Source organism: Serratia sp. N21D137 (assembly GCF_047530005.1).
Taxonomy (GTDB): Bacteria; Pseudomonadota; Gammaproteobacteria; order Enterobacterales; family Enterobacteriaceae; genus Chania; species Chania fonticola_B.
The window spans coordinates 1-24,216 of the sequence record NZ_JBLJAJ010000001.1 but is presented as its reverse complement, the minus strand read 5'-3'; the positions used below and the strand labels follow the sequence as shown (position 1 = coordinate 24,216).

The 24,216-nt window shown below is 56.2% G+C and carries 22 protein-coding genes and 1 tRNA gene; 19 read left to right on the top strand and 4 right to left on the bottom strand.

Annotated features, from left to right (window positions below; translation table 11 throughout):
* The first annotated feature begins 1 nt into the window (after position 1).
* On the top strand, positions 2-1,180 hold the full coding sequence (gene ubiH, locus ACMV5H_RS00115) for a 2-octaprenyl-6-methoxyphenyl hydroxylase (protein ID WP_414821277.1): 1,179 nt from the start codon (positions 2-4) through the stop codon (positions 1,178-1,180).
* Positions 1,181-1,192: 12 nt separating this feature from the next.
* Here ubiH and ACMV5H_RS00110 read toward each other — a convergent pair whose 3' ends face one another.
* Positions 1,193-1,450 (bottom strand): hypothetical protein, encoded by a 258-nt coding sequence (locus ACMV5H_RS00110; RefSeq protein WP_414821276.1) that lies wholly within the window; start codon positions 1,448-1,450, stop codon positions 1,193-1,195.
* Between the two features lie 67 nt (positions 1,451-1,517).
* Between ACMV5H_RS00110 and ubiI the strand changes: the two genes are divergently transcribed.
* The 5 genes from ubiI to ACMV5H_RS00085 all read left to right on the top strand — a co-directional run bounded on the left by ubiI (position 1,518) and on the right by ACMV5H_RS00085 (position 8,629).
* A complete protein-coding gene (ubiI, locus tag ACMV5H_RS00105; protein WP_414821275.1) occupies positions 1,518-2,720 on the top strand; it encodes an FAD-dependent 2-octaprenylphenol hydroxylase in 1,203 nt (400 codons plus the stop codon).
* Between the two features lie 509 nt (positions 2,721-3,229).
* A complete protein-coding gene (gcvT, locus tag ACMV5H_RS00100) occupies positions 3,230-4,327 on the top strand; it encodes a glycine cleavage system aminomethyltransferase GcvT (RefSeq protein ID WP_059201694.1) in 1,098 nt (365 codons plus the stop codon).
* A gap of 29 nt (positions 4,328-4,356) precedes the next feature.
* A complete protein-coding gene (gcvH, locus tag ACMV5H_RS00095) occupies positions 4,357-4,743 on the top strand; it encodes a glycine cleavage system protein GcvH (protein ID WP_021806203.1) in 387 nt (128 codons plus the stop codon).
* Between the two features lie 85 nt (positions 4,744-4,828).
* On the top strand, positions 4,829-7,708 hold the full coding sequence (gcvP, locus tag ACMV5H_RS00090) for an aminomethyl-transferring glycine dehydrogenase (RefSeq protein WP_179248349.1): 2,880 nt from the start codon (positions 4,829-4,831) through the stop codon (positions 7,706-7,708).
* Positions 7,709-7,882: 174 nt separating this feature from the next.
* Positions 7,883-8,629: an SDR family oxidoreductase gene (locus tag ACMV5H_RS00085; protein ID WP_414821274.1), complete on the top strand. Its 747-nt coding sequence runs from the start codon at positions 7,883-7,885 to the stop codon at positions 8,627-8,629.
* A 33-nt stretch (positions 8,630-8,662) separates the two neighbouring features.
* On the opposite strand, the gene ACMV5H_RS00080 is transcribed toward ACMV5H_RS00085, so the two are convergent.
* Entirely contained in the window at positions 8,663-9,271 is a 609-nt protein-coding gene (locus ACMV5H_RS00080; protein ID WP_414821273.1) for an HD domain-containing protein, read from the bottom strand.
* A 236-nt stretch (positions 9,272-9,507) separates the two neighbouring features.
* On the opposite strand from ACMV5H_RS00080, the gene trhA reads away from it, so the two are divergent.
* Positions 9,508-10,182 (top strand): PAQR family membrane homeostasis protein TrhA, encoded by a 675-nt coding sequence (gene trhA, locus ACMV5H_RS00075; RefSeq protein WP_037375710.1) that lies wholly within the window; start codon positions 9,508-9,510, stop codon positions 10,180-10,182.
* Positions 10,183-10,413: 231 nt separating this feature from the next.
* The gene (locus tag ACMV5H_RS00070; protein WP_021806198.1) at positions 10,414-10,911 is read left to right on the top strand and encodes a DUF2165 family protein; all 498 of its coding nucleotides are present in this window, start codon (positions 10,414-10,416) and stop codon (positions 10,909-10,911) included.
* Positions 10,912-10,950: 39 nt separating this feature from the next.
* On the opposite strand, the gene ygfZ is transcribed toward ACMV5H_RS00070, so the two are convergent.
* Positions 10,951-11,943, bottom strand: a complete 993-nt coding sequence (ygfZ, locus tag ACMV5H_RS00065) for a tRNA-modifying protein YgfZ (RefSeq protein ID WP_414821362.1) — start codon at positions 11,941-11,943, stop codon at positions 10,951-10,953.
* 300 nt (positions 11,944-12,243) lie between these two features.
* On the opposite strand from ygfZ, the gene sdhE reads away from it, so the two are divergent.
* The 5 genes from sdhE to creD all read left to right on the top strand — a co-directional run bounded on the left by sdhE (position 12,244) and on the right by creD (position 16,515).
* The gene (gene sdhE, locus ACMV5H_RS00060) at positions 12,244-12,510 is read left to right on the top strand and encodes an FAD assembly factor SdhE (protein WP_021179805.1); all 267 of its coding nucleotides are present in this window, start codon (positions 12,244-12,246) and stop codon (positions 12,508-12,510) included.
* A complete protein-coding gene (locus tag ACMV5H_RS00055) occupies positions 12,491-12,913 on the top strand; it encodes a protein YgfX (protein WP_071681918.1) in 423 nt (140 codons plus the stop codon). The genes sdhE and ACMV5H_RS00055 overlap by 20 nt, the downstream gene beginning before the upstream one ends.
* Positions 12,913-13,608: a two-component system response regulator CreB gene (creB, locus tag ACMV5H_RS00050; protein ID WP_021806195.1), complete on the top strand. Its 696-nt coding sequence runs from the start codon at positions 12,913-12,915 to the stop codon at positions 13,606-13,608. Before ACMV5H_RS00055 ends, creB begins: the two co-directional genes overlap by 1 nt.
* The gene (gene creC / locus ACMV5H_RS00045; RefSeq protein WP_414821272.1) at positions 13,605-15,023 is read left to right on the top strand and encodes a two-component system sensor histidine kinase CreC; all 1,419 of its coding nucleotides are present in this window, start codon (positions 13,605-13,607) and stop codon (positions 15,021-15,023) included. Before creB ends, creC begins: the two co-directional genes overlap by 4 nt.
* A gap of 103 nt (positions 15,024-15,126) precedes the next feature.
* Positions 15,127-16,515 (top strand): cell envelope integrity protein CreD, encoded by a 1,389-nt coding sequence (creD, locus tag ACMV5H_RS00040; RefSeq protein WP_414821271.1) that lies wholly within the window; start codon positions 15,127-15,129, stop codon positions 16,513-16,515.
* A 35-nt stretch (positions 16,516-16,550) separates the two neighbouring features.
* Here the strand turns inward: creD and fldB are convergent, their stop codons facing one another.
* Positions 16,551-17,069 (bottom strand): flavodoxin FldB, encoded by a 519-nt coding sequence (gene fldB / locus ACMV5H_RS00035; protein ID WP_021179810.1) that lies wholly within the window; start codon positions 17,067-17,069, stop codon positions 16,551-16,553.
* Between the two features lie 220 nt (positions 17,070-17,289).
* On the opposite strand from fldB, the gene xerD reads away from it, so the two are divergent.
* The 6 genes from xerD to ACMV5H_RS00005 all read left to right on the top strand — a co-directional run bounded on the left by xerD (position 17,290) and on the right by ACMV5H_RS00005 (position 23,677).
* Positions 17,290-18,189, top strand: a complete 900-nt coding sequence (gene xerD, locus ACMV5H_RS00030; RefSeq protein WP_021179811.1) for a site-specific tyrosine recombinase XerD — start codon at positions 17,290-17,292, stop codon at positions 18,187-18,189.
* A gap of 27 nt (positions 18,190-18,216) precedes the next feature.
* Positions 18,217-18,930, top strand: a complete 714-nt coding sequence (dsbC, locus tag ACMV5H_RS00025; RefSeq protein WP_414821270.1) for a bifunctional protein-disulfide isomerase/oxidoreductase DsbC — start codon at positions 18,217-18,219, stop codon at positions 18,928-18,930.
* 6 nt (positions 18,931-18,936) lie between these two features.
* The gene (gene recJ, locus ACMV5H_RS00020; RefSeq protein ID WP_414821269.1) at positions 18,937-20,670 is read left to right on the top strand and encodes a single-stranded-DNA-specific exonuclease RecJ; all 1,734 of its coding nucleotides are present in this window, start codon (positions 18,937-18,939) and stop codon (positions 20,668-20,670) included.
* 150 nt (positions 20,671-20,820) lie between these two features.
* A protein-coding gene (gene prfB / locus ACMV5H_RS00015; RefSeq protein WP_098929871.1) for a peptide chain release factor 2 occupies positions 20,821-21,919 on the top strand; the annotation gives its coding sequence in 2 pieces (ribosomal slippage) (positions 20,821-20,895 and positions 20,897-21,919; 1,098 coding nt in all).
* A gap of 9 nt (positions 21,920-21,928) precedes the next feature.
* Positions 21,929-23,446, top strand: a complete 1,518-nt coding sequence (lysS, locus tag ACMV5H_RS00010; RefSeq protein WP_161741292.1) for a lysine--tRNA ligase — start codon at positions 21,929-21,931, stop codon at positions 23,444-23,446.
* 157 nt (positions 23,447-23,603) lie between these two features.
* A tRNA-Gly gene (locus tag ACMV5H_RS00005) sits at positions 23,604-23,677 on the top strand.
* The last annotated feature ends 539 nt before the right edge of the window (positions 23,678-24,216 follow it).

Sequence of the window (24,216 nt, the reverse complement as noted above, 5' to 3'; positions counted from 1 at the left end):
CATGAGCGTAATCATTGTGGGCGGTGGGATGGCTGGCGCTACGTTGGCGCTGGCGATTTCATCACTGACGCAGGGCAAGGTGGCCGTCGATCTGGTGGAGGCCACTCGGCCGGACGATCGTGCGCATCCTGGCTTTGATGCACGGGCTATCGCTCTGGCGCAGGGAACCTGCCAACAGCTGGCGCGTATCGGCGTTTGGGCTGCCTTGCGGGACTGTGCCACGGCAATCACTCACGTCCACGTTAGCGATCGCGGGCATGCCGGTTTTGTGAACCTGCACGCGCGGGACTATCAGGTGGAGGCATTGGGGCAGGTGATTGAACTGCACGATGCCGGGCAGCGGTTGTTTGCGTTGCTGGCGAAAGCCCCTGGGGTCACTCTGCATTGCCCGGCCAAAGTGGTCGATGTGCTGCGCACCGCCGATCGCGCTGAAGTGCAGTTGGATAATGGGCAGCGCCTGACGGGCCAGTTGCTGGTGGCGGCAGACGGTTCACGTTCGGTGCTGGCACAGGCCTGCAATATCCAGTGGCAGCAGAGTGATTACCCGCAGTTTGCCACCATTGCCAACGTTTCAACGGCCGAGGCTCCCCAAGGGCGGGCGTTTGAACGTTTCACCCGCTACGGGCCGTTGGCGCTGTTGCCGATGTCTGGCGGGCGTAGCTCGCTGGTGTGGTGCCACGCACGGGAAACTCGTCAGCAGGTCGATAGCTGGAGCGACGAGCGTTTTCTCAGCGAGTTGCAACAGGCGTTTGGTTGGCGGTTGGGCAAGATGCTGAAGGCGGGTAAGCGCCACAGCTACCCTCTTAGCCTGCTGAGGGCCAATCAACACGTTAGCCACCGTTTGGCGCTGGTTGGCAACGCGGCGCAGACGCTGCATCCGATCGCCGGGCAGGGATTCAACCTGGGCTTGCGAGACGTGATGTCGCTGGCGGAAACCCTGGCAGAAGCCGCGCAGGCTGGCACCGATCTGGGGGCCTATGCGCTATTGAGCCAGTATCAGCAACGTCGGCAACAGGATCAGCAGGCGACCATCGGAGTCACCGACGGTTTGATACGCCTGTTTGCCAATAGCTACGCGCCGCTGGTTGCCGGGCGTAATCTGGGGCTGATGGCAATGGAGCAGTTACCGGCCATGCGCGATGCTTTTGCCAAACGCACGTTAGGCTGGGTTGAACGCTAATTTTTCCCTTAGCTATGTGCTGAAGTCGGTCAGAATGTTGACTGTTATCACCGTACCAACTCCCCCTCCTTTGGGAGAGGGTTGGGCCGAAGTTGGGATGAACACTAATTTTTGCCCTACCTGCCTTGCCGAAGTGGGGCAATATTTTGAAAAAGTCACCAAATCAGCTCCCTCTCCCTTGTGAGATAGGGTTAGGCCGAAGTTGGGATGAACACTATTTTTGGCCTTAACTGCCTTGCCGAAGTGGGGCAATATTTTGATAAAAGTCACCAAATCAGCTCCCTCTCCCTGTGGGAGAGGGTTGGGGTGAGGGGCAAATTTAAGGAACTCAAGCAGCATGCAATCATTTGATGTGATTATCGCCGGTGGCGGTATGGTGGGATTGGCACTGGCCTGCGGTTTACAGGGCAGCGGCCTGCGCGTCGCGGTGCTGGAACAACGGCAGCCGGAATTATCGCCGCTGCCAGAACAACCCGCGTTGCGCGTATCTGCCATTAACGCCGCCAGCGAGCGCTTGCTGCAAAGCATTGGCGTGTGGGATGAGATCCGCAATCTGCGCGCCAGCCCATATAACGCGATGGAAGTCTGGGATCGTGACAGCTTCGGCAAGATCGCGTTTCGCGGCGACGAATGTGGTTTCAGCCACCTCGGCCATATCATTGAAAACGAGGTGATCCAGCAGGCTCTATGGCACAAGGCGGCCACCTTGGCCGACGTAACGCTGCTCGCTCCGGCCACGCTGAAACAGGTGGCATGGGGGGAAAACGACGCCTTCGTCACGTTGGAAGATGGCCGCATGTTAACCGCCCGGTTGGTGATCGGTGCCGACGGAGCCAACTCCTGGCTGCGCCAACACGCCGATATCCCGCTGACCTTCTGGGACTACCGCCACAGCGCGCTGGTGGCCACCATTCGCACCGAAGAGCCCCATCTGGCTACGGCGCGTCAGGTATTTCATGGCGAAGGGATCCTGGCCTTCCTGCCGTTTAGCGATCCACATTTGAGTTCGATCGTCTGGTCGGTTGCGCCAGAAGAAGCTGAACGGCTGCAACAGCTGGAACCGGAAGCCTTTAACCGCGAACTGGCGATGACCTTCGATATGCGTTTGGGCAACTGCCAGCTCGAAAGCGAGCGGCTGACCTTCCCGCTTACCGGGCGATACGCTCGCAGCTTTGCCGCCCATCGTCTGGCGCTGGTGGGGGATGCGGCACATACCGTGCATCCGCTGGCCGGGCAGGGCGTAAACCTGGGCTTTATGGACGCCGCCGAGCTGATATCCGAGCTGAAACGCCTGCAACGTCAGGGCAAGGATATCGGTCAACACCTGTATCTGCGCCGTTATGAGCGCCGCCGCAAGCACGGTGCCGCAGTGATGCTGGCGAGTATGCAAGGGTTCCGCGAACTGTTTGCAGGCCATAACCCGGCGAAAAAACTGCTGCGTGACGTGGGCTTAAGGCTGGCCGACAGCCTGCCGGGCGTGAAGCCGAAGCTGGTGCGTCAGGCCATGGGGCTTAACGATCTGCCGGACTGGCTCGCCTAGTCAGCTTGGGGCTGACAAACCTCACTATGGGGCGCGGCATACTGCGCCCGCTAATCTGCATGTTTACCCGTCATCGATTTCTCTTATACCTCTCTTCGTTTGAGAAATTCTAATTTCAGGCAGAATTTATCATTACTTTTTCTAATTCCATGGCCGGTTATCAAAAACCGAAATTCTCTATCTCAGCCTCTGTTTGTTATATAACTTCGGATTTTTGCCGCTTTAATTGTTAATTTTGTGCCTCAAAGCGCATTTTTCCAGTGAAAAACTCTGCAAACTAACGCGGCATTTTACTGACCCTGAACCCGGTCGAGCCTATTTTAACTTATGGTTAATAGGGGCGTTCGGTGTTAACGTCAGGGCAAAGGTATCGTTTGCGTCGTTGACCATTGGCGAGGCAATTTGTGTTGAGCAGCCAGCGTGTTTCGCGCAATCAGGCCCGCGAGCTACACCCGCCTTATTGCGTATAACACCCTGTCTTCGGCTACTTGAGTGGAAAGAGGGAAAAGATGGCAAAGCAAACCCCACTGTACGACCAGCACGTGGCGTGCGGTGCGCGCATGGTTGATTTTCATGGCTGGATGATGCCGCTGCACTATGGCTCCCAGATTGATGAACACCACGCCGTGCGTCAGGATGCCGGCATGTTCGATGTCTCCCATATGACCATCGTGGATCTGCACGGTGCTCGTACCCGTGAATTCCTGCGTTACCTGCTGGCGAACGATGTCGCCAAACTCACTCAATCGGGTAAAGCGCTGTATACCGGCATGCTGAATGCGTCCGGCGGCGTGATCGACGATCTGATCGTCTATTTCTTTACCGAAGACTATTTCCGCCTGGTGGTGAACTCCGCCACCCGCGAAAAGGATCTGGCCTGGATCGAACAGCATGCGGCTCCGTTCAACGTTGAGCTGACGGTGCGTGACGATCTGGCGCTGGTTGCGGTGCAAGGCCCACAAGCCAAAGAGCGCGCCGCCACCTTGTTTACCCCAGAACAGAAGCAGGCTGTGGAAGGCATGAAGCCGTTCTTCGGCGTGCAGGCGGGGGATCTGTTTATTGCTACCACCGGCTATACCGGCGAAGCGGGCTATGAAATTGCCCTGCCGAAAGAGCAGGTGGTGGATTTCTGGCAGAAACTGCTGGCAGCCGGGGTGAAACCTGCCGGCCTGGGCGCCCGCGATACTCTGCGCCTGGAAGCCGGTATGAACCTCTACGGCCAGGAAATGGACGAAGGCGTTTCACCGTTAGCCGCCAATATGGGCTGGACCGTTGCCTGGGAACCGCAGGATCGTCAGTTTATCGGCCGTGAAGCGTTGGAACAGCAGCGTGAAAAAGGCACCGAACAACTGGTCGGCTTGATCATGACGGAAAAAGGCGTATTACGTAATGAGCTGCCGGTACATTTCACCGATGCGAACGGTCAACCCCAGGTTGGGGTGATCACCAGCGGTTCTTTCTCACCGACCCTGGGCTTCAGCATTGCGCTGGCAAGGGTTCCGGCCGGTATCGGTGAGCAGGCTATCGTACAGATCCGCAACCGTGAAATGCCAGTGAAAGTCTGTAAGCCAGGTTTTGTACGTGCCGGTAAGTCACTGATCAATTAGTTTTTATTCTTCGAAGGAGTAGCAGGCCAATGAGCAATGTGCCAACAGAATTGAAATACGCCACCTCCCATGAGTGGGTACGTGACGCAGGCAACGGCGAATACGTTGTTGGTATCACCGAACACGCGCAGGAACTGCTGGGCGATATGGTGTTTGTCGATCTGCCGGAAGTCGGCACCACGGTTTCCGCGGGTGATGACTGTGCCGTCGCAGAGTCGGTCAAGGCCGCTTCCGATATTTATGCGCCCATCAGCGGTGAGATCATCGCGGTTAACGGCGAACTGGAAAGCTCCCCGGAGCTGGTCAACAGCGAGCCATACGGCGAAGGTTGGCTGTTCCGCATCAAGGCGTCCGATGCGGCAGAGCTAGACAAGCTGCTAGATGCGGGTGCTTACCAGGCCTCCATCGACGAATAATCACTATCACGCCCCACCACCCTGTGGGGCGTTTTGCAGTTCAGGCTATATCCCGTACCCCGCAAGCATTCAGGAATTTGTAGCAATGACTCAGACACTCAGCCAACTTGAACACAGCGAAGCGTTCATCGAGCGCCACATCGGCTCTTCCGCAGAGCAACAGCAGCAGATGCTGGAAGCCGTGGGCGCTCGCTCGCTCAGCGCGCTGATCCAACAGATTGTGCCAGCCGATATCCAACTGCCAGGGCCTCCGCCGGTAGGCGATGCGGCCACGGAACATCAGGCGTTGGCCGAACTGAAGGCGATTGCCTCACAGAATCAGCGCTACAAATCCTATATCGGAATGGGCTACAGCGCGGTGCTGACGCCGCCGGTGATCCTGCGCAACATGCTGGAAAACCCAGGCTGGTATACCGCTTATACCCCTTATCAGCCGGAAGTGTCGCAAGGCCGCCTTGAGGCGCTGCTCAACTTCCAGACGCTGACCCTCGATCTGACCGGGCTTGATCTGGCCTCTGCCTCCTTGCTGGATGAAGCTACCGCTGCCGCAGAAGCGATGGCGTTGGCCAAACGTGCCAGCAAACTGAAAGACGCCAACCGCTTCTTTGTGGCTGACGATGTGCACCCACAAACGCTGGACGTGGTACGTACCCGTGCCGAAACCTTTGGTTTTGACGTGATCGTTGATAAACCGGCGAAGGTGTTGGAGCTGCAAGGCGTGTTTGGCGTACTGCTGCAACAGGTTGGCACCACCGGTGAGCTGCACGATCACAGCGCCCTGTTGGCAGAGCTGAAAACGCGCAAAATCATCACCAGCATGGCTGCCGATATCATGGCGCTGGTGCTGCTGGCAGCACCGGGCAAGCAAGGTGCCGACGTGGTATTCGGTTCTGCGCAACGCTTCGGCGTACCAATGGGCTACGGTGGCCCACACGCGGCGTTCTTCGCCTGCCGTGACGAATTCAAACGCTCGATGCCAGGCCGTATTATCGGGGTATCACGCGATGCTGCCGGCAATACTGCGCTGCGCATGGCGATGCAAACCCGTGAGCAACATATCCGCCGCGAAAAGGCCAACTCGAATATCTGTACCTCGCAGGTGCTGCTGGCCAATATCGCCAGCCTGTATGCGGTGTACCATGGGCCACAAGGCCTGCAACGTATCGCCGGGCGTATCCATCGCCTGACCAATATCCTGGCCGCTGGCCTGCAACAAGCGGGTCTGACACTGCGCCATAAAACCTGGTTCGACACGTTGACCGTAGAAGTGAAAGACAAGGCGGCGGTGTTGGAACGCGCGCTGGGCTTCGGCATCAACCTGCGTACCGATATCCACGGGGCAGTCGGCATCACGCTGGATGAAGCCACTTCCCGTGAAGATGTGCAGACGCTGTTTGCCCTGTTGCTCGGCGATAACCACGGTTTGGATATCGATGCGCTGGATGCTGCCGTGAGCAAAAACAGCCAGTCGATCCCTGCGGCCATGCTGCGTAAAGATCCGATCCTCACGCATCCAGTGTTTAACCGCTATCACAGCGAAACCGAGATGATGCGTTATATGCACCGTCTGGAGCGTAAAGATCTGGCGCTGAACCAGGCGATGATCCCGCTGGGCTCCTGCACCATGAAGCTGAACGCCGCTGCGGAAATGATCCCGATCACCTGGCCTGAATTCTCTGAACTGCACCCGTTCTGCCCACCAGAGCAGGCCGCAGGTTATCAAGTGATGATTGGGCAGCTTTCCCAATGGTTGGTGCAACTGACCGGTTACGATGCGGTGTGCATGCAGCCCAACTCGGGCGCTCAGGGTGAGTATGCCGGTTTGCTGGCGATCCGTCGCTACCATGAAAGCCGCAACGAGGCTGGGCGTAATATCTGCCTGATCCCAAGCTCGGCGCACGGTACCAACCCGGCTTCTGCCCAGATGGCGGGCATGGGCGTGGTGGTTGTGGCCTGTGACAAGAACGGCAACATCGATCTGCACGATCTGCGGGTGAAAGCCGAGCAGGCCGGGGAAGCCTTGTCCTGCATCATGGTGACCTACCCGTCAACCCATGGCGTGTATGAAGAAACCATCCGCGAAGTGTGCCAGATCGTGCATCAGTTTGGCGGCCAGGTTTACCTGGATGGTGCCAACATGAACGCGCAGGTGGGGATCACCACGCCGGGCTATATCGGTGCGGACGTATCGCACCTCAACCTGCATAAAACCTTCTGTATCCCTCACGGCGGTGGCGGTCCAGGCATGGGACCTATCGGCGTGAAGTCTCACCTGGCGCCGTTTGTTCCAGGCCACAGCGTAGTGCAGATTGATGGCGTGACCACCCAGCAGGGCGCGGTTTCTGCTGCACCGTTCGGCAGCGCCTCTATCTTGCCGATAAGCTGGATGTATATCCGCATGATGGGCGCGGAAGGGCTGAAGCAGGCCAGCCAGGTGGCGATCCTGAATGCCAACTACATCGCAACCCGCCTGAAAGACGCTTATCCGGTGCTGTATACCGGCCGCGATCACCGCGTGGCGCACGAATGCATTCTGGATATCCGCCCGTTGAAAGAAGAGACGGGCATTAGCGAGATGGATATCGCCAAGCGTCTGATCGACTACGGTTTCCATGCGCCGACCATGTCGTTCCCGGTGGCAGGCACGCTGATGGTTGAACCGACCGAGTCGGAAAACAAAGTGGAACTGGATCGCTTTATCGATGCGATGCTGGCTATCCGCAGCGAGATTGACCGCGTGCAGCAAGGCGAATGGCCACTGGAAGACAACCCATTGGTTAACGCACCGCACGTGCAGGCGGAACTGGTTAACGACTGGCAGCATGCTTACAGCCGCGAGCTGGCGGTATTCCCGATAGCTGGCGTGCGTGAGAATAAATACTGGCCGAGCGTGAAGCGCCTGGATGATGTCTACGGCGATCGTAATCTGTTCTGCTCTTGCGTACCGATGAGCGACTACGAATAACACTATTTTGCCAAAATGATGATCGAGGGACACGGCATGAAGCCGTGTCCCTTTTTTATTGCAGCACCGCAGCAATTGCGGTTCACTGATTAATCTACCGTCGAGCAGCAAGTTGCCTGACTTGCTTGCGTAAATACCCGCTATCGTTTCTGATCTCAATAGCAAGGAACAATAATGACAAAAGTAGTGTTAGTGACCGGTGCCAGCCGGGGCATAGGCCGCGCGACGGCATTATTATTGGCCCAGCAGAGCTATGCGGTGGGCGTCAATTATCTGCGTGATAGTGCTGCTGCTGAGTTAGTGGTGGCGCAGATCCGCCAACAGGGTGGCAAGGCGATGGCTCTGCAAGCAGATATCGCCGAGGAAACTGAGGTGGTGGCGATGTTTGCCGAACTGGAAGCCACGTTGGGGCCAATTGATGCACTGGTCAATAACGCAGGTATTCTGTTCCAACAGGCGAGCATTGAGCAACTCACCGCCGAGCGGATCAATAAGGTGCTGACGACCAACGTCACCGGGTATTTTCTCTGCTGCCGCGAAGCGGTAAAACGTATGGCGTTACGGCATGGTGGGCAGGGAGGAGCGATCGTCAACGTGTCTTCCGCTGCGTCGCGTCTGGGGGCTCCGTGGGAATATATCGACTATGCGGCTTCAAAAGGGGCGGTGGATACGTTGACTACCGGTCTGGCGTTGGAAGTGGCGGCACAGGGGATACGCGTCAACTGCGTAAGGCCAGGTTGTATTTACACCGAGATGCATGCCAGCGGAGGAGAGCCGGGGCGGGTAGATCGGGTGAAGTCAGCGTTGCCAATGCAGCGGGGTGGTCAGCCAGAGGAAGTGGCGCAAGCTGTTGCCTGGCTGCTTTCCGATGCGGCGTCCTACGTCACTGGCACTTTTATCGAAGCCGCTGGCGGGCGTTGAATCAGCAAGGGCGCCATCGGCGCCCCTCATCGATTACTTCAGCCAGCCTTTACGCTGTGCATCCTGCAAATGCTGCTCCAAATGTTGCCACAGCTCGGGATGGGTATCGGCAATCATCGTATTACGGTCCAATACCTGTTGCAGGCTGATATCATTCTCTACCCAGCTCTGACCGCCGTTGTGCAGGTTCATCAGCATTGGCATGCAGCGATCCAGCACCAACGCGAAGCGGGCATCGGCGCTTTCGCCTGCTTCATACTCCTGCCACAGCGCGGTGAAAACCCCACGTTGTGGTTCCGGCAATATCCCGAATAACCGTTTTGCCGCCGCCACTTCCTGGTCGTGGATCGCCGCTCGTGCTGCCAGATCGTAAACCATGACGTCACCGGCATCGATCTCGACGATATCGTGTAGCAGGGCCATCTGGATCACGCGCTGAATATCCACCTCATCGCTGGCATAAGGGGCCAGACTCAAGGCCGCAATGGCAAAGTGCCAACTGTGCTCGGCCGAGTTTTCCTGACGCTGGGTGCCCATCACCTTGGTACGGCGTTGCACGCTTTTAAGTTTGTCGATTTCCATCAGAAACTGGATGGTTTGAGTCATGGAGCCAAAGTCTAACGCGGGTACAGCGGATGACATGGTACGAACCTCGAGGTGAATGATGGGATACCCGCCGTCTTCCAGCCGTAACTGAAATCCATAGGGTGCAAAGCATATCGATTGTAGCCCAGCAGGCTGAGGATTTCGATGTTAGCGTGGTGTTACAAGCGCTCACAGTTTTATTTTAGCGTACACGTGTACACTGGAATCGTTCTCAGTTAATCTCATTTGCAGTTAATTCGCACAATATGCGTTGTTTTGAGGGGTTGCGCTTTATGGGGAAAAAGGACGAAGTGAAAGTCGGGGCAGACCAGTTGCCCGCCACGGCTTATCCATGGGCAGAGGAAATTGCCAACAGCATCAGCCACGGTATCGGCTTGGTGTTTGGGATTGTCGGCCTGGTGCTGCTGTTGGTTCAGGCGGTAAACGACGGCGCTGGGGTAACGGCCATCACCAGCTATAGCCTGTATGGCGGCAGTATGATCCTGCTGTTCCTGGCTTCCACGCTGTACCATGCTATTCCGCATCAAAGGGCCAAGCACTGGCTGAAAAAATTTGACCACTGCGCCATCTACCTGCTGATCGCCGGAACCTATACGCCGTTCCTGCTGGTGGGGCTGGACTCACCGTTGGCGCGGGGGCTGATGGTGGTGATCTGGGGGCTGGCGTTGTTCGGCGTGATTTTCAAACTGGCATTTGCGCACCGTTTCGAGGTGTTGTCGCTGGTGACCTATCTGACCATGGGCTGGCTATCACTGATCGTGATCTACCAGTTGGCAATGCGCCTGGAAGTCGGAGGGGTAACTTTGCTGGCGGTAGGGGGCGTGGTGTACACGCTAGGGGTGATTTTCTATGCCTCGAAACGCTTCCGTTTTGGCCATGCGATCTGGCACGGTTTTGTGCTCGGCGGCAGTGTGTGCCACTTCATGGCGATCTACCTTTACGTATAACCCACTCATCTGTTGTCGATATATTGCCAAAGCGTTTCTTTTGGGTTAAAAAGAGGCGCTTGTTTCTTTCGGGTATCCAGCAAGCCTTAGCTTTATTTCTGAGCCCGCCAAACCCCTCGCTTTCAAGTCGCAGGGGGTTGGCTGCGCTTGCTGCTGGCTGACCTGCATCTTGAGATCTATGGGGTATTTGCACCTCCCGGTGCCTTTAATCATTACCCAGGACTCTTCACTATGATCGTTCGTTTATCCAAAGCCCTGCTGGTTTGTGCTATCGCGCTATTTGCCTCACTGGTAGCCTTTGGCAATATCACTGATTACGACACCAACTTTGCCTTCGTACGCCATGTTTTTATGATGGATACGATCTTCCCTGATGCCACTATCACCTATCGCTCCATCCAGTCGCCATGGCTGCATCAGGTGGGGTATATCGGCATTATTGCGTTGGAAACCCTCACCGCGATTTTGTGCTGGATTGGGGGGATCCGTCTGCTGCGCGGCCTGAAACTGCCTGCGGCCAGCTTTAACCGGGCCAAGACCTTTGCCATTGCAGGGTTGACGTTAGGCTTCCTCACCTGGCAGGTGGCCTTTATGTCGGTTGGTGGCGAGTGGTTTGGCATGTGGATGTCAAAACAGTGGAACGGTGTGCCCGATGCCTTCCGCTTCTTTGTCACTATTTTGCTGGTGCTGATTTATCTGGTGCCGCGTGATGGGGAATTGGACGAATAACTCGTCTGGCCGCAGGCGCGATGCCTGCGGCCAAACCACTTACTTTTCTTCCGCCAGTGAGTAAGGCAGAGGCTTGATGGCGAGCTGGCTGCTGGCGTCATCGCGTACGCGCAGCACGCTGTCCGCTTCCAGATCGTTATTCATCACCACCTGCACCCACAGCGTTCCGTCAGCCAGCGAGATTGCCGCCAGCACGGTGCCGGTGCGGCGCCAGTTGTCACCCAGCTTCAACTCCAGATCGTCACCTGCTTGTGGAACCTGGCTACCTTTACCTTCCAGCCAGTACAGGGCGCGCTTGTTGGCTCCCCGGAACTTGGCGCGAGCCACCATTTCCTGCCCGGTGTAGCAGCCTTTGCTGAAGCTGATCCCGTCCAGCGCCTGTAGATTGGTCGCCTGAGGGATCAACTGCGCACTGTTTGCTGCATCAATCACCGGATAACCGGCCTCAATATCCAGTGCCAGCCATTGGCGACTGTCGTTCAGCTCAGCCTGACCTTCCAGCTTGGAAGCTAGCAGAGCGGCGGTTTCTGCCGTGGTAATCAGCACAAAACGTTCTGCTGGCAGCGCAAAGTGCATCAAGGTGGTATCGCCATCTTGCACCACTTGGTGTTCTGCATCTGGCTGGGTGCTAAACACCTTCGCCAATGCGGCCCGCGCCTCAAGGCCAGCGAGGCCCAGCAGCACCGCATTGCTGTCTGCCGCGATGGTGATTTTGGAGAACACCGCGTATTTCTTTATTTCCGCCAGTTGGCTTTCCAGCACGCTGCGACGCTCAAGATAGGCAAAGCCTTCACCGCGGTGGAATAAACGCAGGTTACTCCACATTTTGCCTTTGGCATCGCAATGGCCGCACAGCACGTGTTGATTGGCCGCCAGTTTGTCGATATCGGCCGTGACCTGGCCCTGAAGATATTTTACCGTGTCTGGCCCGCTCAACTGCACCATGGCCCAATCTTCCAGTGAGATCAGCGTCAGTGGCAGATGGGAAGAGGCGGAAGGTTGACGGGGTAGAAAAGGAATATTGAACGCCATAATCGGTTCCTGCTGCATGTTTAGCATACCTGTTGGGGTTGCTACCATGGTAAAAGAGGTGGCTAGCTTTGCAAACAGTTATTACCAGACAGCGCTTTTTTTGACATTTTATGTTTTGTTGGGTGAACGCCCTTCCCGGCGAGTATGTCAAATTGTTACTCTAGGCGCTTGCGGCCAACGAGACCCAATTGCACCCAAATCGTTGGCTGACGGAATTAAATTACGCGCGCGTTGCCATACCAAGTGTCGGTTGCCCAAGAGCATGGCAAGCCATGCCGAAAAGAGGTTAGTCATAACAACATGGATATTAATAATAAAGCACGTATTCACTGGGCCTGCCGCCGCGGCATGCGCGAGTTGGATATCTCGATCATGCCGTTTTTCGAACATGAATACGATACGCTGAGTGATGCAGACAAGGCCGTATTCATCCGCTTGCTAGAATGTGACGACCCCGATTTGTTCAACTGGCTGATGAATCATGGCGCTCCGCAGGATCAAGATCTGCAGAGAATGGTGTCCCTGATCCAAATGCGAAATAAAGCCCGTGGCCCTGTGGCGATGTGATGTCCGCGTTTCCTGGCGTACCCAGTTAGTCTCGTTGCTGACTCACGGCCTGCTGATTTTGCTGATCCTGATCGCCCCGTGGCCGGAAGGCTATGGCCCGATCTGGTTGGTGCTGTTGACGTTGGTGGTGTTTGAGTGCATTCGCAGCCAAAAGCGCATTGCATCCAGGCAGGGAGAACTGCGGTTGCTGGCTGAACGCCGGATTGAGTGGCATGGCCGAGAATGGCTGATGGTGAACAAGCCCTGGATGCCTGGGTTCGGTATTTTGCTGTCGCTTCAGCAGATCGACGGCAAGAAACGCCATCGGCTGTGGTTGGCTTCGGATTCCATGAGCAAAGCGGATTGGCGCCAACTGCGTCAACGGTTGTTGTTTGAACAATCCGCTACCGATGAGGACGTATAATGAAACCGCTGCTTTGGCTGGTAGAAGACGAGCCCAGCATTGCGGATACGCTGATTTATACCCTGGAGAGCGAAGGCTTTCAGGTGCGTTGGTTTGAACGTGGCGAGCCTGCTTTGCAGGCTCTGCAACAGGGCTTACCGGCGTTGGTGATCCTCGACGTCGGCCTGCCCGATATCAACGGTTTTGAGCTTTGCCGTCGGCTGCTGGCGCAGGCGGCGGATTTACCGGTCCTGTTTCTTACCGCGCGCAGCGGCGAACTCGATCGTCTGATCGGGCTGGAAATCGGTGCCGATGACTATGTAGCCAAACCCTTCTCCCCGCGTGAGGTCAGCGCCCGCGTGCGTACGATCCTGCGGCGTTTACACAAGCAGCAGCGCTTGCAACAGCCTGCTCTTTATCATTTTGGTGCCTTTAGCCTGGATGAAGAGGGAGCTACGATCTGTTACCACCAACAGCCGCTGCCGCTGACCCGCTATGAATTCTTGTTGCTGAAAACCCTGTTACAAGCGCCTGGCCGGGTATTCTCCCGCCAGCAGTTGATGGATATCGTTTGGGCCCAGGCGGAAGAGAGCCTGGATCGTACCGTCGATACCCATATCAAAACGCTGCGTGCCAAACTGCGGGCGATCGATGCCGCAGAACCCCCGATCCATACCCATCGTGGCTTAGGCTATAGCGTGAGCCGCCAGCCATGAGGATTGGCCTGCGCCTGCTGTTGGGCTATTTCCTGATTGTGGCGGTGGCGGGCTATTTCGTGCTGAGCATTTTCGTGCAGGAGGTCAAACCTGGCGTACGGCGTGCCACCGAAGGCACGCTGGTGGATACCGCCAACCTGCTGGCACAGGTGGCGCGGCTAGATATGAGGCATGGGGATGCGGCAAAGGGTCAGTTGGCGCAGGCTATCGCCCAGCTAAATCAGCGGCCGATCGGGGCCAATATCGCCGGGATCCGCAAAGATAGGAACGAATATCGTGTCTATCTTACCGATGGGCGCGGCAAGGTGATTTTCGATTCATCAGACCTGGCGTTGGGGCAGGATTACTCCCGCTGGAACGATGTTTATCTGACATTACGTGGCCAATACGGTGCGCGCAGTACCCGGACGATTGCCGATGACGAGAGCAGTTCGGTGATGTACGTGGCCGCACCAGTGGTGGAGCAAGGGCAGATTATCGGCGTGTTGAGCGTCGGCAAGCCCAACAGCACCATGGCACCGGTGATCCGCCGCAGCGAGCGGCGTATTTTGCTGGCGGGCGCGGTGCTGCTGGGGATTGCGCTGGCGATCGGGCTGGGCTTCGTCTGGTGGATTAACCGTTCGATTAACCGCCTGGTGCGTTATGCCGACGGAGTGGCGCACGGCGAGGCGGTGCCATTACCGCGCATGGGCAGCGTTGAGCTGACCCAACTGGCGCAAGCGCTGGAAAGCATGCGCATGAAGTTGGAAGGCAAGGCTTATATTGAACAATATGTGCATACCCTGACACACGAGTTGAAAAGCCCGCTGGCGGCGATCCGTGGCGCGGCGGAACTCTTGCAGGAATCACCGCCTCCCGCGACGGCCAAACGCTTTTTGACCAACATCGAACAGCAGAGTGCCCGCATTCAGCAACTGGTCGATAAGTTGCTGGTGCAGGCGCAGTTAGAAAGCCGGCCCGGTTTGGAACTGGCTGCGGTAGCGATGGTGCCGTTAGTCCGGCAGATTGTCGCGGGTAAAGAAGCACAGGCGGCGCAGCGTGGCGTCACGATTGAATTGGGGGCGTTAGCGGAAGCATCGCTGACTGGAGATGCCTTTTTACTGGGGCAGGCGCTGAGCAATCTGTTGGATAATGCCCTGGATTTCACCCCTGCCGGTGGTTCGGTCAGTATCAATGGCGAGCGGTTGGAGCATCATTACCAGCTCACCCTTTGCGACACTGGCAGCGGCATACCCGACTATGCGCTGGATAAGGTATTTGAACGTTTCTATTCGCTGGCGCGGGAAGATAAACCCAAGAGCAGCGGCCTGGGCCTGAACTTCGTGCAGGAAGTGGCGCGCCTGCATCGTGGCGCCATCCGTTTGCAAAACCTGCAACCCACAGGCGCGAAGGCCATTCTCACGTTACCACTCTGATTACAACTTATTGCCCGCACTTCACCTTCCCTTCACATAACCACATTCTGATTTCACTTGCCGACTTTATCGTAGTGACATTACCTACAAGGAGTCTGCCACGATGTTTAAATCGGTACTGTTTTGGAAAATAACCACCCTGCTGGGATTGATGATCCTGATGATGATCCCGGTGGGCATGCTCATGGATGTGATACAGGAGCGCAGCGGCTATCGCCAGAGCGTGGTGGGGCAAGTGAGTGAAAGCACCAGCCGGGCGCAGCGCATTCTTGGGCCAGTGATCGTGATCCCGTACACCTTCCGGGAAGAGAAGAAGAACGAAAAAGGCGAAATCAAGATAGAGACCACTCGCTATCAACGCTTTGTTTTGCCGGAATCTTTGGTGGTCAATGGCAAGCCCAACGTTGAGATCCGCAAGCTGGGCATCTACCAGACTCAGGTGTATCAGGGGCCACTGGATTTCCAGGTGAAATTCGGCCTACCCGATCTGGAGGATTTGCAGCATAGCAACATCACGATCGGCCAACCCTTCCTGATGCTGTCATTGAGCGATTCTCGCGGTATAAAGAGCATTTCAACCCTCAACGGCATTCAACAGCAGGCCAAGTTTGAACCGGGCACTTTGGTCAGCGGGCTTTCTCAGGGGATCCATGCACCGTTGGCCCTCGCCTCGTTGCAGAAAGATGGGCTGACGGCGGATTTCACACTCAACCTGGCAGGGACCAGCAGCTTGTCCCTGGTGCCGGTAGGGCGCAGTTCCGAACTGCTATTGCAAAGCAACTGGCCGCACCCGAACTTCCTCGGTAACTTCCTGCCGGATGAGCGCAAGGTGACCGATAAAGGTTTCTCTGCCCGCTGGCGCAGCACCTGGTTTGCCAACAATATCAATAGCTCATTCATGTATGATAACGGCATCATGGAAGAGGAAAAGCTGCCGACCTTCACTACCAGCCTGATCGAACCAGTCGATCACTATCAACTGACCGAGCGGGCGGTGAAGTATGCGGTGCTGTTCCTGGGGCTGACGTTTATGGCGTTCTTCCTGTTCGAAACCCTGACCGGGCTGCGGGTGCACCCGATCCAGTATCTGTTGGTGGGGGCGGCGCTGGTACTGTTCTATCTAATCCTGCTGGCTTTCTCAGAACATCTGGGGTTCGACGTGGCCTACCTGCTGGCAAGCGTGGCCTGTAGTGGACTGATTGCCTTCTACCTCAGCGCCGCGCTGCGCGGGATGCGCCGAGGCATGCTGTTCGCTGCCAGCCTGCTACTGCTGTATGGCATCCTGTATATGCTGTTGCAGTCGGAAGATAACGCACTGGTATTAGGTTCGGTGCTGCTGTTTGGGGTTCTGGCGGGCATTATGCTGCTGACACGTAAACTTGACTGGTATCAGGTGGCCGACCCGGCTCGTTTGAAGGGTAATGCTGCCGAGCCAGAAGCCGCTGATACGCCAGCCAGTAATGGCGAGAGCCGTTTCAGGTTGTGGAAATAAAGACGTTGTTGGGCGCGATATCGCGCCCAATTTCGTTACAGCAGCGGTTCCATCTCCAGCAGGATCTGTTCACACCACTGTTGCAGACGCTCTTCGCTCAGATCGTATTGGTTCACCTCATCCAGCGCCAGGCCAACAAAGTGTTTGCCGTCGGCGCTGAGCGGTTTGGGGCTGGTGAATTCAAACCCGTCGATCGGCCAGAAACCGATAAACTGCACGCCCTGTGGGGCAAGCTGGTCGTGCAACATCCCCAGCGCATCCAGGAACCATTCGCCATAACCTAATTGATCGCCCATCCCGTACATGGCAACGATCTTGCCTTTCAGGTCTAGTTCAGTCAGTTGCGGCCAGATCGCTTCCCAATCCTCTTGCAGTTCACCAAAATCCCAGGTTGGAATACCCAGGATCAGGATGGAATAATCTTCCATCAGCTTGGGAGAAACGTCTTTCAGGTTGTGTAGGTCGACCAGGTCTTCACCCAGAATCTCACGGATTTTTTCTGCTGCCATCTCGGTGTAGCAGGTGCTGGAGCCGTAAAACAGACCAATCTTCATGTTTAAACCGTTTATAATGCCGTAGGTAGAATTGCAACGAGTATACCTTAAGGCATAATGCCTGTGGCATATACCCGTCGTCTTTCAAGCTACAGCGTTGTTACCTGCGCTTACTCACCCCAGTCACTTACCCGAAAGTAAGCTCCTGGGGATGAGTAAGCTTGTCGCCTAGCCGCAGCTTGAAATCCATAGGGTATAAATATATTGAAGAGAGGACCGCGTGCAACAGCAAGACAGTGCGCTGATTGAGCAATTCCTGGATGCGTTGTGGATCGAACGCAATCTGGCAGAGAATACGCTGGCCTCTTATCGGCTCGATTTACAGGCGCTGGCCGGTTGGCTGGCTCTCAACAACCGCAGCCTGTTACAGGCCGAAGCGTTGGACTTACAGGCCTTTCTCGCCGAACGGGTGGAGGGAGGATACAAAGCGACCAGTTCAGCCCGGTTGTTAAGCGCGATGCGTCGCCTGTTCCAATATCTCAACCGTGAAAAAATGCGGGCAGATGACCCCACCGCGTTGCTGGCCTCGCCCAAATTACCGCAGCGGTTACCCAAGGATCTGAGCGAAGCGCAGGTTGAGGCCTTGCTACAGGCACCTTGCGTCGATCAACCGTTGGAGCTGCGTGACAAGGCTATGCTCGAGGTGTTGTATGCCACCGGGTTGCGTGTGTCGGAACTGGTGGGGTTGACCATCAGCGATGTCAGCCTGCGCCAGGGCGTGGTGCGGGTGATCGGTAAAGGCAACAAAGAGCGCCTGGTGCCGTTGGGTGAAGAAGCGGTGTACTGGATCGAAAATTATCTGGAACATGGCAGGCCCTGGATGCTGAACGGCCAGACGCTGGATGTGCTGTTCCCCAGCAACCGCAGCCAACAAATGACTCGTCAGACGTTCTGGCATCGGATTAAACACTATGCGATCCTAGCGGGTATCGACAGCGAACGGCTGTCTCCGCATGTGCTGCGCCACGCTTTCGCCACCCACTTACTGAACCATGGGGCCGATCTTCGTGTCGTACAGATGTTGTTGGGGCATAGCGACCTCTCAACCACACAAATTTATACTCATGTAGCCACTGAAAGATTGAAGCAGCTACATCAACAGCATCACCCGCGCGCCTGACGCGCAGGGTTCGAAAGGATTGGAAGAATGAAAAAAGGTTTAATGCTGCTCTCCCTGCTGGTGGCTTCGGTTACCGGCGCGGCCCATGCTGACGATGCAGCCATTCAGAAAGCACTAGGTAGCCTGGGCATTAAGCAGGCAGACGTGCAACCCTCGCCGGTCGCCGGTTTGAAAACCGTATTGACCGAAGGCGGTACGCTGTATGTGACTGAAGATGGCAAGCACGTTTTGCAAGGGCCGCTGTTTGACGTCAGCGGCGGTGAGCCGGTCAACGTGACTAACCAACTGTTGATGACCCGTCTGGAAGCGCTGAAAGATCAGATGATCGTCTATAAAGCGCCGAAAGAGAAACACGTGATCACCGTGTTTACCGATATCACCTGTGGCTATTGCCATAAGCTGCACGAGCAGATGAAAGAGTACAACGAGCTGGGGATCACCGTGCGCTATCTGGCGTTCCCGCGTCAGGGGCTGGAATCTCAGGCAGAGAAAGATATGCGTTCCATCTGGTGTACCGCAGACCGGGCTAAGGCCTTCGATGCTGCCATGAAGGGCGACGCGGTGTCTCCGGCAACCTGCAAAACCGATATCAGCCAGCATTATGCGCTGGGTGTTCAGTTTGGTATCAACGGCACCCCGGCTATCGTGCTGAAAAACGGCATGGTTGTCCCTGGCTACCAAGGGCCGAAAGAGATGGCCGCGATGTTGGATGCGCATGCAGCCTCCGCAGCCACGAAATAAGTCACGGTGAGTATTAAAACCCAATTACGCCGCCGCGAGGCGGCAGATGCCAGCCATTTACCCGCCAGCCTGCCCCCCTTGTTGCGTCGCTTATACGCGTTGCGCGGAGTTAAGGGCGAGCAGGAGCTGGAGCGTAGCGTCAAGGGCATGTTGCCTTGGCAACAGTTGAGCGGTATCGATGCTGCGGTAGCGATATTGCACCAGGCACTGGCCGATGGCCGCCGCATCATGGTGGTGGGCGACTTTGACGCCGACGGCGCCACCAGTACCGCACTGACGGTGCTGGCCTTGCGTAGCATGGGCTGTAGCTCTATCGAATATCTGGTGCCCAACCGTTTTGAAGATGGCTATGGCCTGAGCCCCGAAGTGGTGGAACAGGCGGCGGCTCGGGGTGCTGAGCTGATCGTCACGGTCGATAACGGTATCTCCTCGCATGCGGGCGTTGATGTTGCGCATGGCTTGGGAATACAGGTGCTGGTCACCGATCACCATCTGCCGGGGGATACTTTGCCTGCGGCAGAGGCGATCGTTAACCCGAACCTGCGTGACTGCGATTTTCCCTCCAAATCTCTGGCTGGTGTAGGCGTTGCCTTCTATCTGATGTTGGCTTTGCGGGCCAAACTGCGTGACAGCGGCTGGTTCGAACAGCGTGCGCTGGCTATGCCTAATCTGGCCGAACTGCTGGATCTGGTGGCGCTGGGCACGGTGGCGGACGTGGTGCCGCTGGATGCCAACAACCGTATTCTGGTGTATCAGGGGCTGAATCGCATCCGGGCTGGCAAGTGTCGACCAGGTATTCGCGCTCTGCTGGAAGTGGCCAACCGCGATGCACGGCAATTGGCGGCTAGCGATCTCGGCTTTGCTCTTGGGCCACGGCTGAACGCGGCAGGGCGGCTGGACGATATGTCGATCGGCGTCGCCATGCTGTTGAGCGACGATATTGCCCAGGCACGTATGCTGGCCAACGATCTCGACGCGCTCAACCAGACCCGGCGTGAGATTGAGCAGGGGATGCAGGTGGAGGCGCTGGAGCTGTGCGATCAGCTGGAACGCACTACCACTGAACTGCCTTACGGGTTGGCGATGTATCATCCAGAATGGCATCAGGGTGTGGTAGGTATTCTGGCTTCGCGTATCAAAGAGCGTTTCCATCGCCCGGTGATCGCTTTTGCCCCTGCGGGCGACGGCATTCTGAAAGGTTCTGGCCGCTCGGTGGCCGGGTTGCATATGCGTGATGCGTTGGAGCGACTCGATACCCTGAATCCTGGGCTGATGATGAAGTTCGGCGGCCATGCGATGGCGGCGGGCTTGTCGCTGGAAGAGGCCAAGTTTGACGAGTTCCGCCAGCGTTTTGGGGAACTGGTCGGCGAATGGCTAGATCCAGCCATGCTGGAAGGCGTGATCTGGTCGGACGGCGAGTTGATGATGCAAGAACTGACCCTGACCACCGCGGAGCTTCTGCGTGAGGGGGGGCCTTGGGGGCAGGCGTTTCCTGAGCCAACCTTTGACGGCAAGTTCCGTATTCTGCAACAGCGGCTGGTGGGCGAAAAACACCTGAAGCTGATGATCGAACCGCTCGGTGGCGGCCCATTGTTGGACGGCATCGCCTTCAATATCGACACCACACAGTGGCCTGACAGCAGCATCAAAGAAGTGGAACTGGCGTACAAACTGGATGTGAACGAGTTCCGTGGCAACCGTAACGTGCAGTTGCTCATTCAACACCTCTGGCCGCGTTAACCGGTTTATCAGGGCACCTGCGGGTGCCCTGATCTCAATCCCCCACAAAAACTGACCAACTCGCTATAAACTGGCGACTGGATCCGCTAGAATTACCGGTTCCAATGGCATTTCGCCATCGACGACATCAACGTAAGAACGCAAAAAATCATGTTTGAAATTAATCCGGTAAAAAACCGCATTCAGGATGTGTCCGAGCGGACAGCCGTTCTCAGGGGGTATCTTTGACTATGATGCCAAGAAAGAACGCCTAGAAGAAGTTAACGCCGAGCTGGAACAGCCGGACGTTTGGAACGAACCTGAACGCGCACAGGCATTAGGCAAAGAGCGCTCGTCGCTGGAAGCCATTGTCGAAACCATCGATCAGTTGGAACAGGGCTGTGAAGACGTCACTGGCCTGCTGGAACTGGCGGTTGAGGCGGAAGACGAAGACACCTTCAACGAGACCGTGGTTGAGCTCGATCAACTGAGCGCCAAGTTGGAACAATTAGAATTCCGTCGTATGTTCTCTGGTGAATACGACAGCGCGGACTGCTACCTGGATATCCAGGCAGGCTCCGGCGGCACCGAAGCGCAGGACTGGGCCAGCATGCTGCTGCGCATGTACCTGCGTTGGGCGGAATCCAAAGGCTTTAAAACGGAGGTGATTGAAGAGTCCGACGGCGACGTCGCGGGCCTCAAGTCGGCCACCATCAAGATTATCGGCGACTACGCGTTTGGCTGGTTACGTACTGAAACCGGCGTGCATCGCCTGGTACGCAAGAGCCCATTCGATTCCGGCGGCCGCCGCCATACCTCTTTCAGTTCCGTATTTATCTATCCGGAAGTGGATGACGATATCGATATCGAAATCAACCCGGCCGATCTGCGCATTGACGTATACCGTGCCTCAGGCGCCGGTGGTCAGCACGTTAACAAAACCGAGTCGGCGGTGCGTATTACCCACTTGCCAACCAACATTGTGGTGCAGTGCCAGAACGATCGCTCTCAGCATAAGAACAAGGATCAGGCATTCAAACAGCTGCGCGCCAAGCTGTATGAATACGAGATGCAAAAGAAAAATGCTGACAAGCAAATGCTGGAAGACAACAAGTCCGATATCGGATGGGGCAGCCAAATCCGTTCTTACGTGCTGGATGATTCCCGCATCAAGGACTTGCGCACCAACGTCGAAACACGTAATACGCAGGCCGTACTGGATGGCGACCTGGATAAATTCATTGAGGCAAGTTTGAAAGCCGGGTTATGAGGAACAGAAATGTCTGAGCAACAAGCACAAGGCGCCGAACAGGCGTTGGATCTCAACAACGAGCTGCAGTCACGCCGTGAAAAACTGGCCGCGCTGCGCGAGAACGGCATTGCGTTCCCGAACGACTTCCGTCGTGATACCACCTCCGACAAGCTGCATGCAGAATACGGCAGCAAAGAAAATGAAGAGCTGGAATCACTGGGTATCGAAGTGACCGTGGCTGGCCGTATGATGACCCGCCGTATCATGGGTAAAGCCTCCTTCGTGACGCTGCAGGACGTGGGTGGCCGCATTCAGCTCTACGTCGCACGCGACGATCTGCCTGAAGGCGTTTACAACGAGCAGTTCAAGAAATGGGACCTGGGCGATATCCTTGGCGCACGTGGTAAGCTGTTCAAGACCAAAACTGGCGAACTGTCTATCCACTGTACCGAGCTGCGTTTGCTGACCAAAGCACTGCGTCCGTTGCCAGACAAGTTCCACGGCCTGGCCGATCAGGAAACCCGTTATCGCCAGCGTTATCTGGATCTGATCGCCAACGAAGAATCCCGCAACACCTTCAAGATCCGTTCGCAGGTGATGGCGGCGATCCGTAACTTCATGGTGGGTCGAGGCTTTATGGAAGTCGAAACCCCGATGATGCAAGTGATCCCTGGCGGCGCGTCTGCTCGTCCGTTCGTCACGCACCACAACGCGTTGGACATCGACATGTACCTGCGTATCGCGCCAGAGCTGTATCTGAAGCGCCTGGTGGTAGGTGGCTTCGAGCGCGTGTTCGAGATCAACCGTAACTTCCGTAACGAAGGCGTTTCCCCGCGTCATAACCCAGAGTTCACCATGATGGAACTCTATATGGCGTATGCGGATTACAAAGACCTGATTGAGCTGACCGAGTCGCTGTTTCGTACGCTGGCGCAGGACGTGCTGGGTGACACCAAGGTGCCTTATGGCGATGAGGTGTTCGATTTCGGCAAGCCGTTTGACAAGCTGACCATGCGCGAAGCGATCAAGAAGTATCGCCCGGAAACCAACCTCGACGATCTGAACGATATGGCGAAATCCGTGGCGATTGCTGAATCAATCGGCATCAAGGTTGAGAAGAGCTGGGGCCTGGGCCGCGTGGTTACCGAGATCTTTGAAGAGACCGCGGAAAGCCATCTGATCCAGCCAACCTTCATCACCGAGTATCCGGCAGAGGTTTCTCCGCTGGCACGCCGTAACGACGAGAACCCGGAAATCACCGATCGTTTCGAATTCTTCATCGGTGGGCGTGAAATCGGTAACGGCTTCTCGGAGCTGAACGACGCAGAAGATCAGGCGCAGCGTTTTGCCGATCAGGTTAGCGCGAAAGATGCTGGTGACGACGAAGCGATGTTCTACGACGAAGACTACGTCACTGCGCTGGAACACGGCCTGCCGCCAACCGCGGGCCTGGGCATCGGTATCGACCGTATGGTGATGCTGTTGACCAACAGCCACACCATCCGCGACGTGATCCTGTTCCCGGCCATGCGCCCGAGCAAGTAACCTTCGCCAAGTGATTAAACCGGTGCAGGCGACTGTGCCGGTTTTTTTTCGCCTGAAGAGAACGGGGTGTTGCTAACCGCTTAAAACATCGGCAGTTATGCACTTTCTTCTCTTGCCCGATGCGCATAACCGGTTATAATGCCAGTCGCACACCTAAGCGGGTGTAGTTCAATGGTAGAACGGCAGCTTCCCAAGCTGCATACGAGGGTTCGATTCCCTTCACCCGCTCCAAAATCTCCTTATAAATAAACTTTTTGATTTATAAGCGTTTCAAGCAAAAGTGATTTCTCACCTACAATGCTTTCAGCCCCATTGAACTACACCCGTAACTGTCACTGTTTGGTGTGTGGTTGATCTGTGAGCATATCAAACCGTTGGCGGTCGTTCCAGTGTCTTACCGCGATAGCAAAACAAGAAAACTAAGCCACACTGTAGGCTCTAAACACTCACAGAAAGCTCATGGTAAGGCGCATTTTAGCCCGATGTTTACTAAACAGGTTCATGGTGGTTTTCGTCCCTGCACACGATATGCAGGCTCTGCCAGCGGTTCGGCCTCGCTACCTAACGGTTACATGGTCATCCTGATAAGTCCTTGCCCTGAGTTACATAATGCTGTCGCTAACGCTCCGCTTTGCGTGTTACCTGTCAATGCCAATCGAATAGTGACCCAGGCTGCCAAAGTAAATCTGACCCACCCCTGTTAGCGGTTAGCCAGAAATGTCGGCGGTTGCCGGCTTCTTCAACTGACCACTTTTTAACTTGTCCTTCAG

Excerpts from the sequence above, each read along its gene's own strand:
- ubiI (WP_414821275.1), top strand. The coding sequence starts at position 1,518 with ATGCAATCATTTGATGTGATTATCGCCGGTGGCGGTATGGTGGGATTG.
- gcvP (WP_179248349.1), top strand. The coding sequence starts at position 4,829 with ATGACTCAGACACTCAGCCAACTTGAACACAGCGAAGCGTTCATCGAG.
- gcvT (WP_059201694.1), top strand. The coding sequence starts at position 3,230 with ATGGCAAAGCAAACCCCACTGTACGACCAGCACGTGGCGTGCGGTGCG.
- dsbC (WP_414821270.1), top strand. The coding sequence starts at position 18,217 with ATGAAAAAAGGTTTAATGCTGCTCTCCCTGCTGGTGGCTTCGGTTACC.
- gcvH (WP_021806203.1), top strand. The coding sequence starts at position 4,357 with ATGAGCAATGTGCCAACAGAATTGAAATACGCCACCTCCCATGAGTGG.
- ygfZ (WP_414821362.1), bottom strand. The coding sequence starts at position 11,943 with ATGGCGTTCAATATTCCTTTTCTACCCCGTCAACCTTCCGCCTCTTCC.
- creD (WP_414821271.1), top strand. The coding sequence starts at position 15,127 with ATGTTTAAATCGGTACTGTTTTGGAAAATAACCACCCTGCTGGGATTG.
- ubiH (WP_414821277.1), top strand. The coding sequence starts at position 2 with ATGAGCGTAATCATTGTGGGCGGTGGGATGGCTGGCGCTACGTTGGCG.
- creB (WP_021806195.1), top strand. The coding sequence starts at position 12,913 with ATGAAACCGCTGCTTTGGCTGGTAGAAGACGAGCCCAGCATTGCGGAT.
- creC (WP_414821272.1), top strand. The coding sequence starts at position 13,605 with ATGAGGATTGGCCTGCGCCTGCTGTTGGGCTATTTCCTGATTGTGGCG.
- lysS (WP_161741292.1), top strand. The coding sequence starts at position 21,929 with ATGTCTGAGCAACAAGCACAAGGCGCCGAACAGGCGTTGGATCTCAAC.
- ACMV5H_RS00085 (WP_414821274.1), top strand. The coding sequence starts at position 7,883 with ATGACAAAAGTAGTGTTAGTGACCGGTGCCAGCCGGGGCATAGGCCGC.
- sdhE (WP_021179805.1), top strand. The coding sequence starts at position 12,244 with ATGGATATTAATAATAAAGCACGTATTCACTGGGCCTGCCGCCGCGGC.
- ACMV5H_RS00070 (WP_021806198.1), top strand. The coding sequence starts at position 10,414 with ATGATCGTTCGTTTATCCAAAGCCCTGCTGGTTTGTGCTATCGCGCTA.
- ACMV5H_RS00080 (WP_414821273.1), bottom strand. The coding sequence starts at position 9,271 with ATGTCATCCGCTGTACCCGCGTTAGACTTTGGCTCCATGACTCAAACC.
- fldB (WP_021179810.1), bottom strand. The coding sequence starts at position 17,069 with ATGAAGATTGGTCTGTTTTACGGCTCCAGCACCTGCTACACCGAGATG.
- trhA (WP_037375710.1), top strand. The coding sequence starts at position 9,508 with ATGGGGAAAAAGGACGAAGTGAAAGTCGGGGCAGACCAGTTGCCCGCC.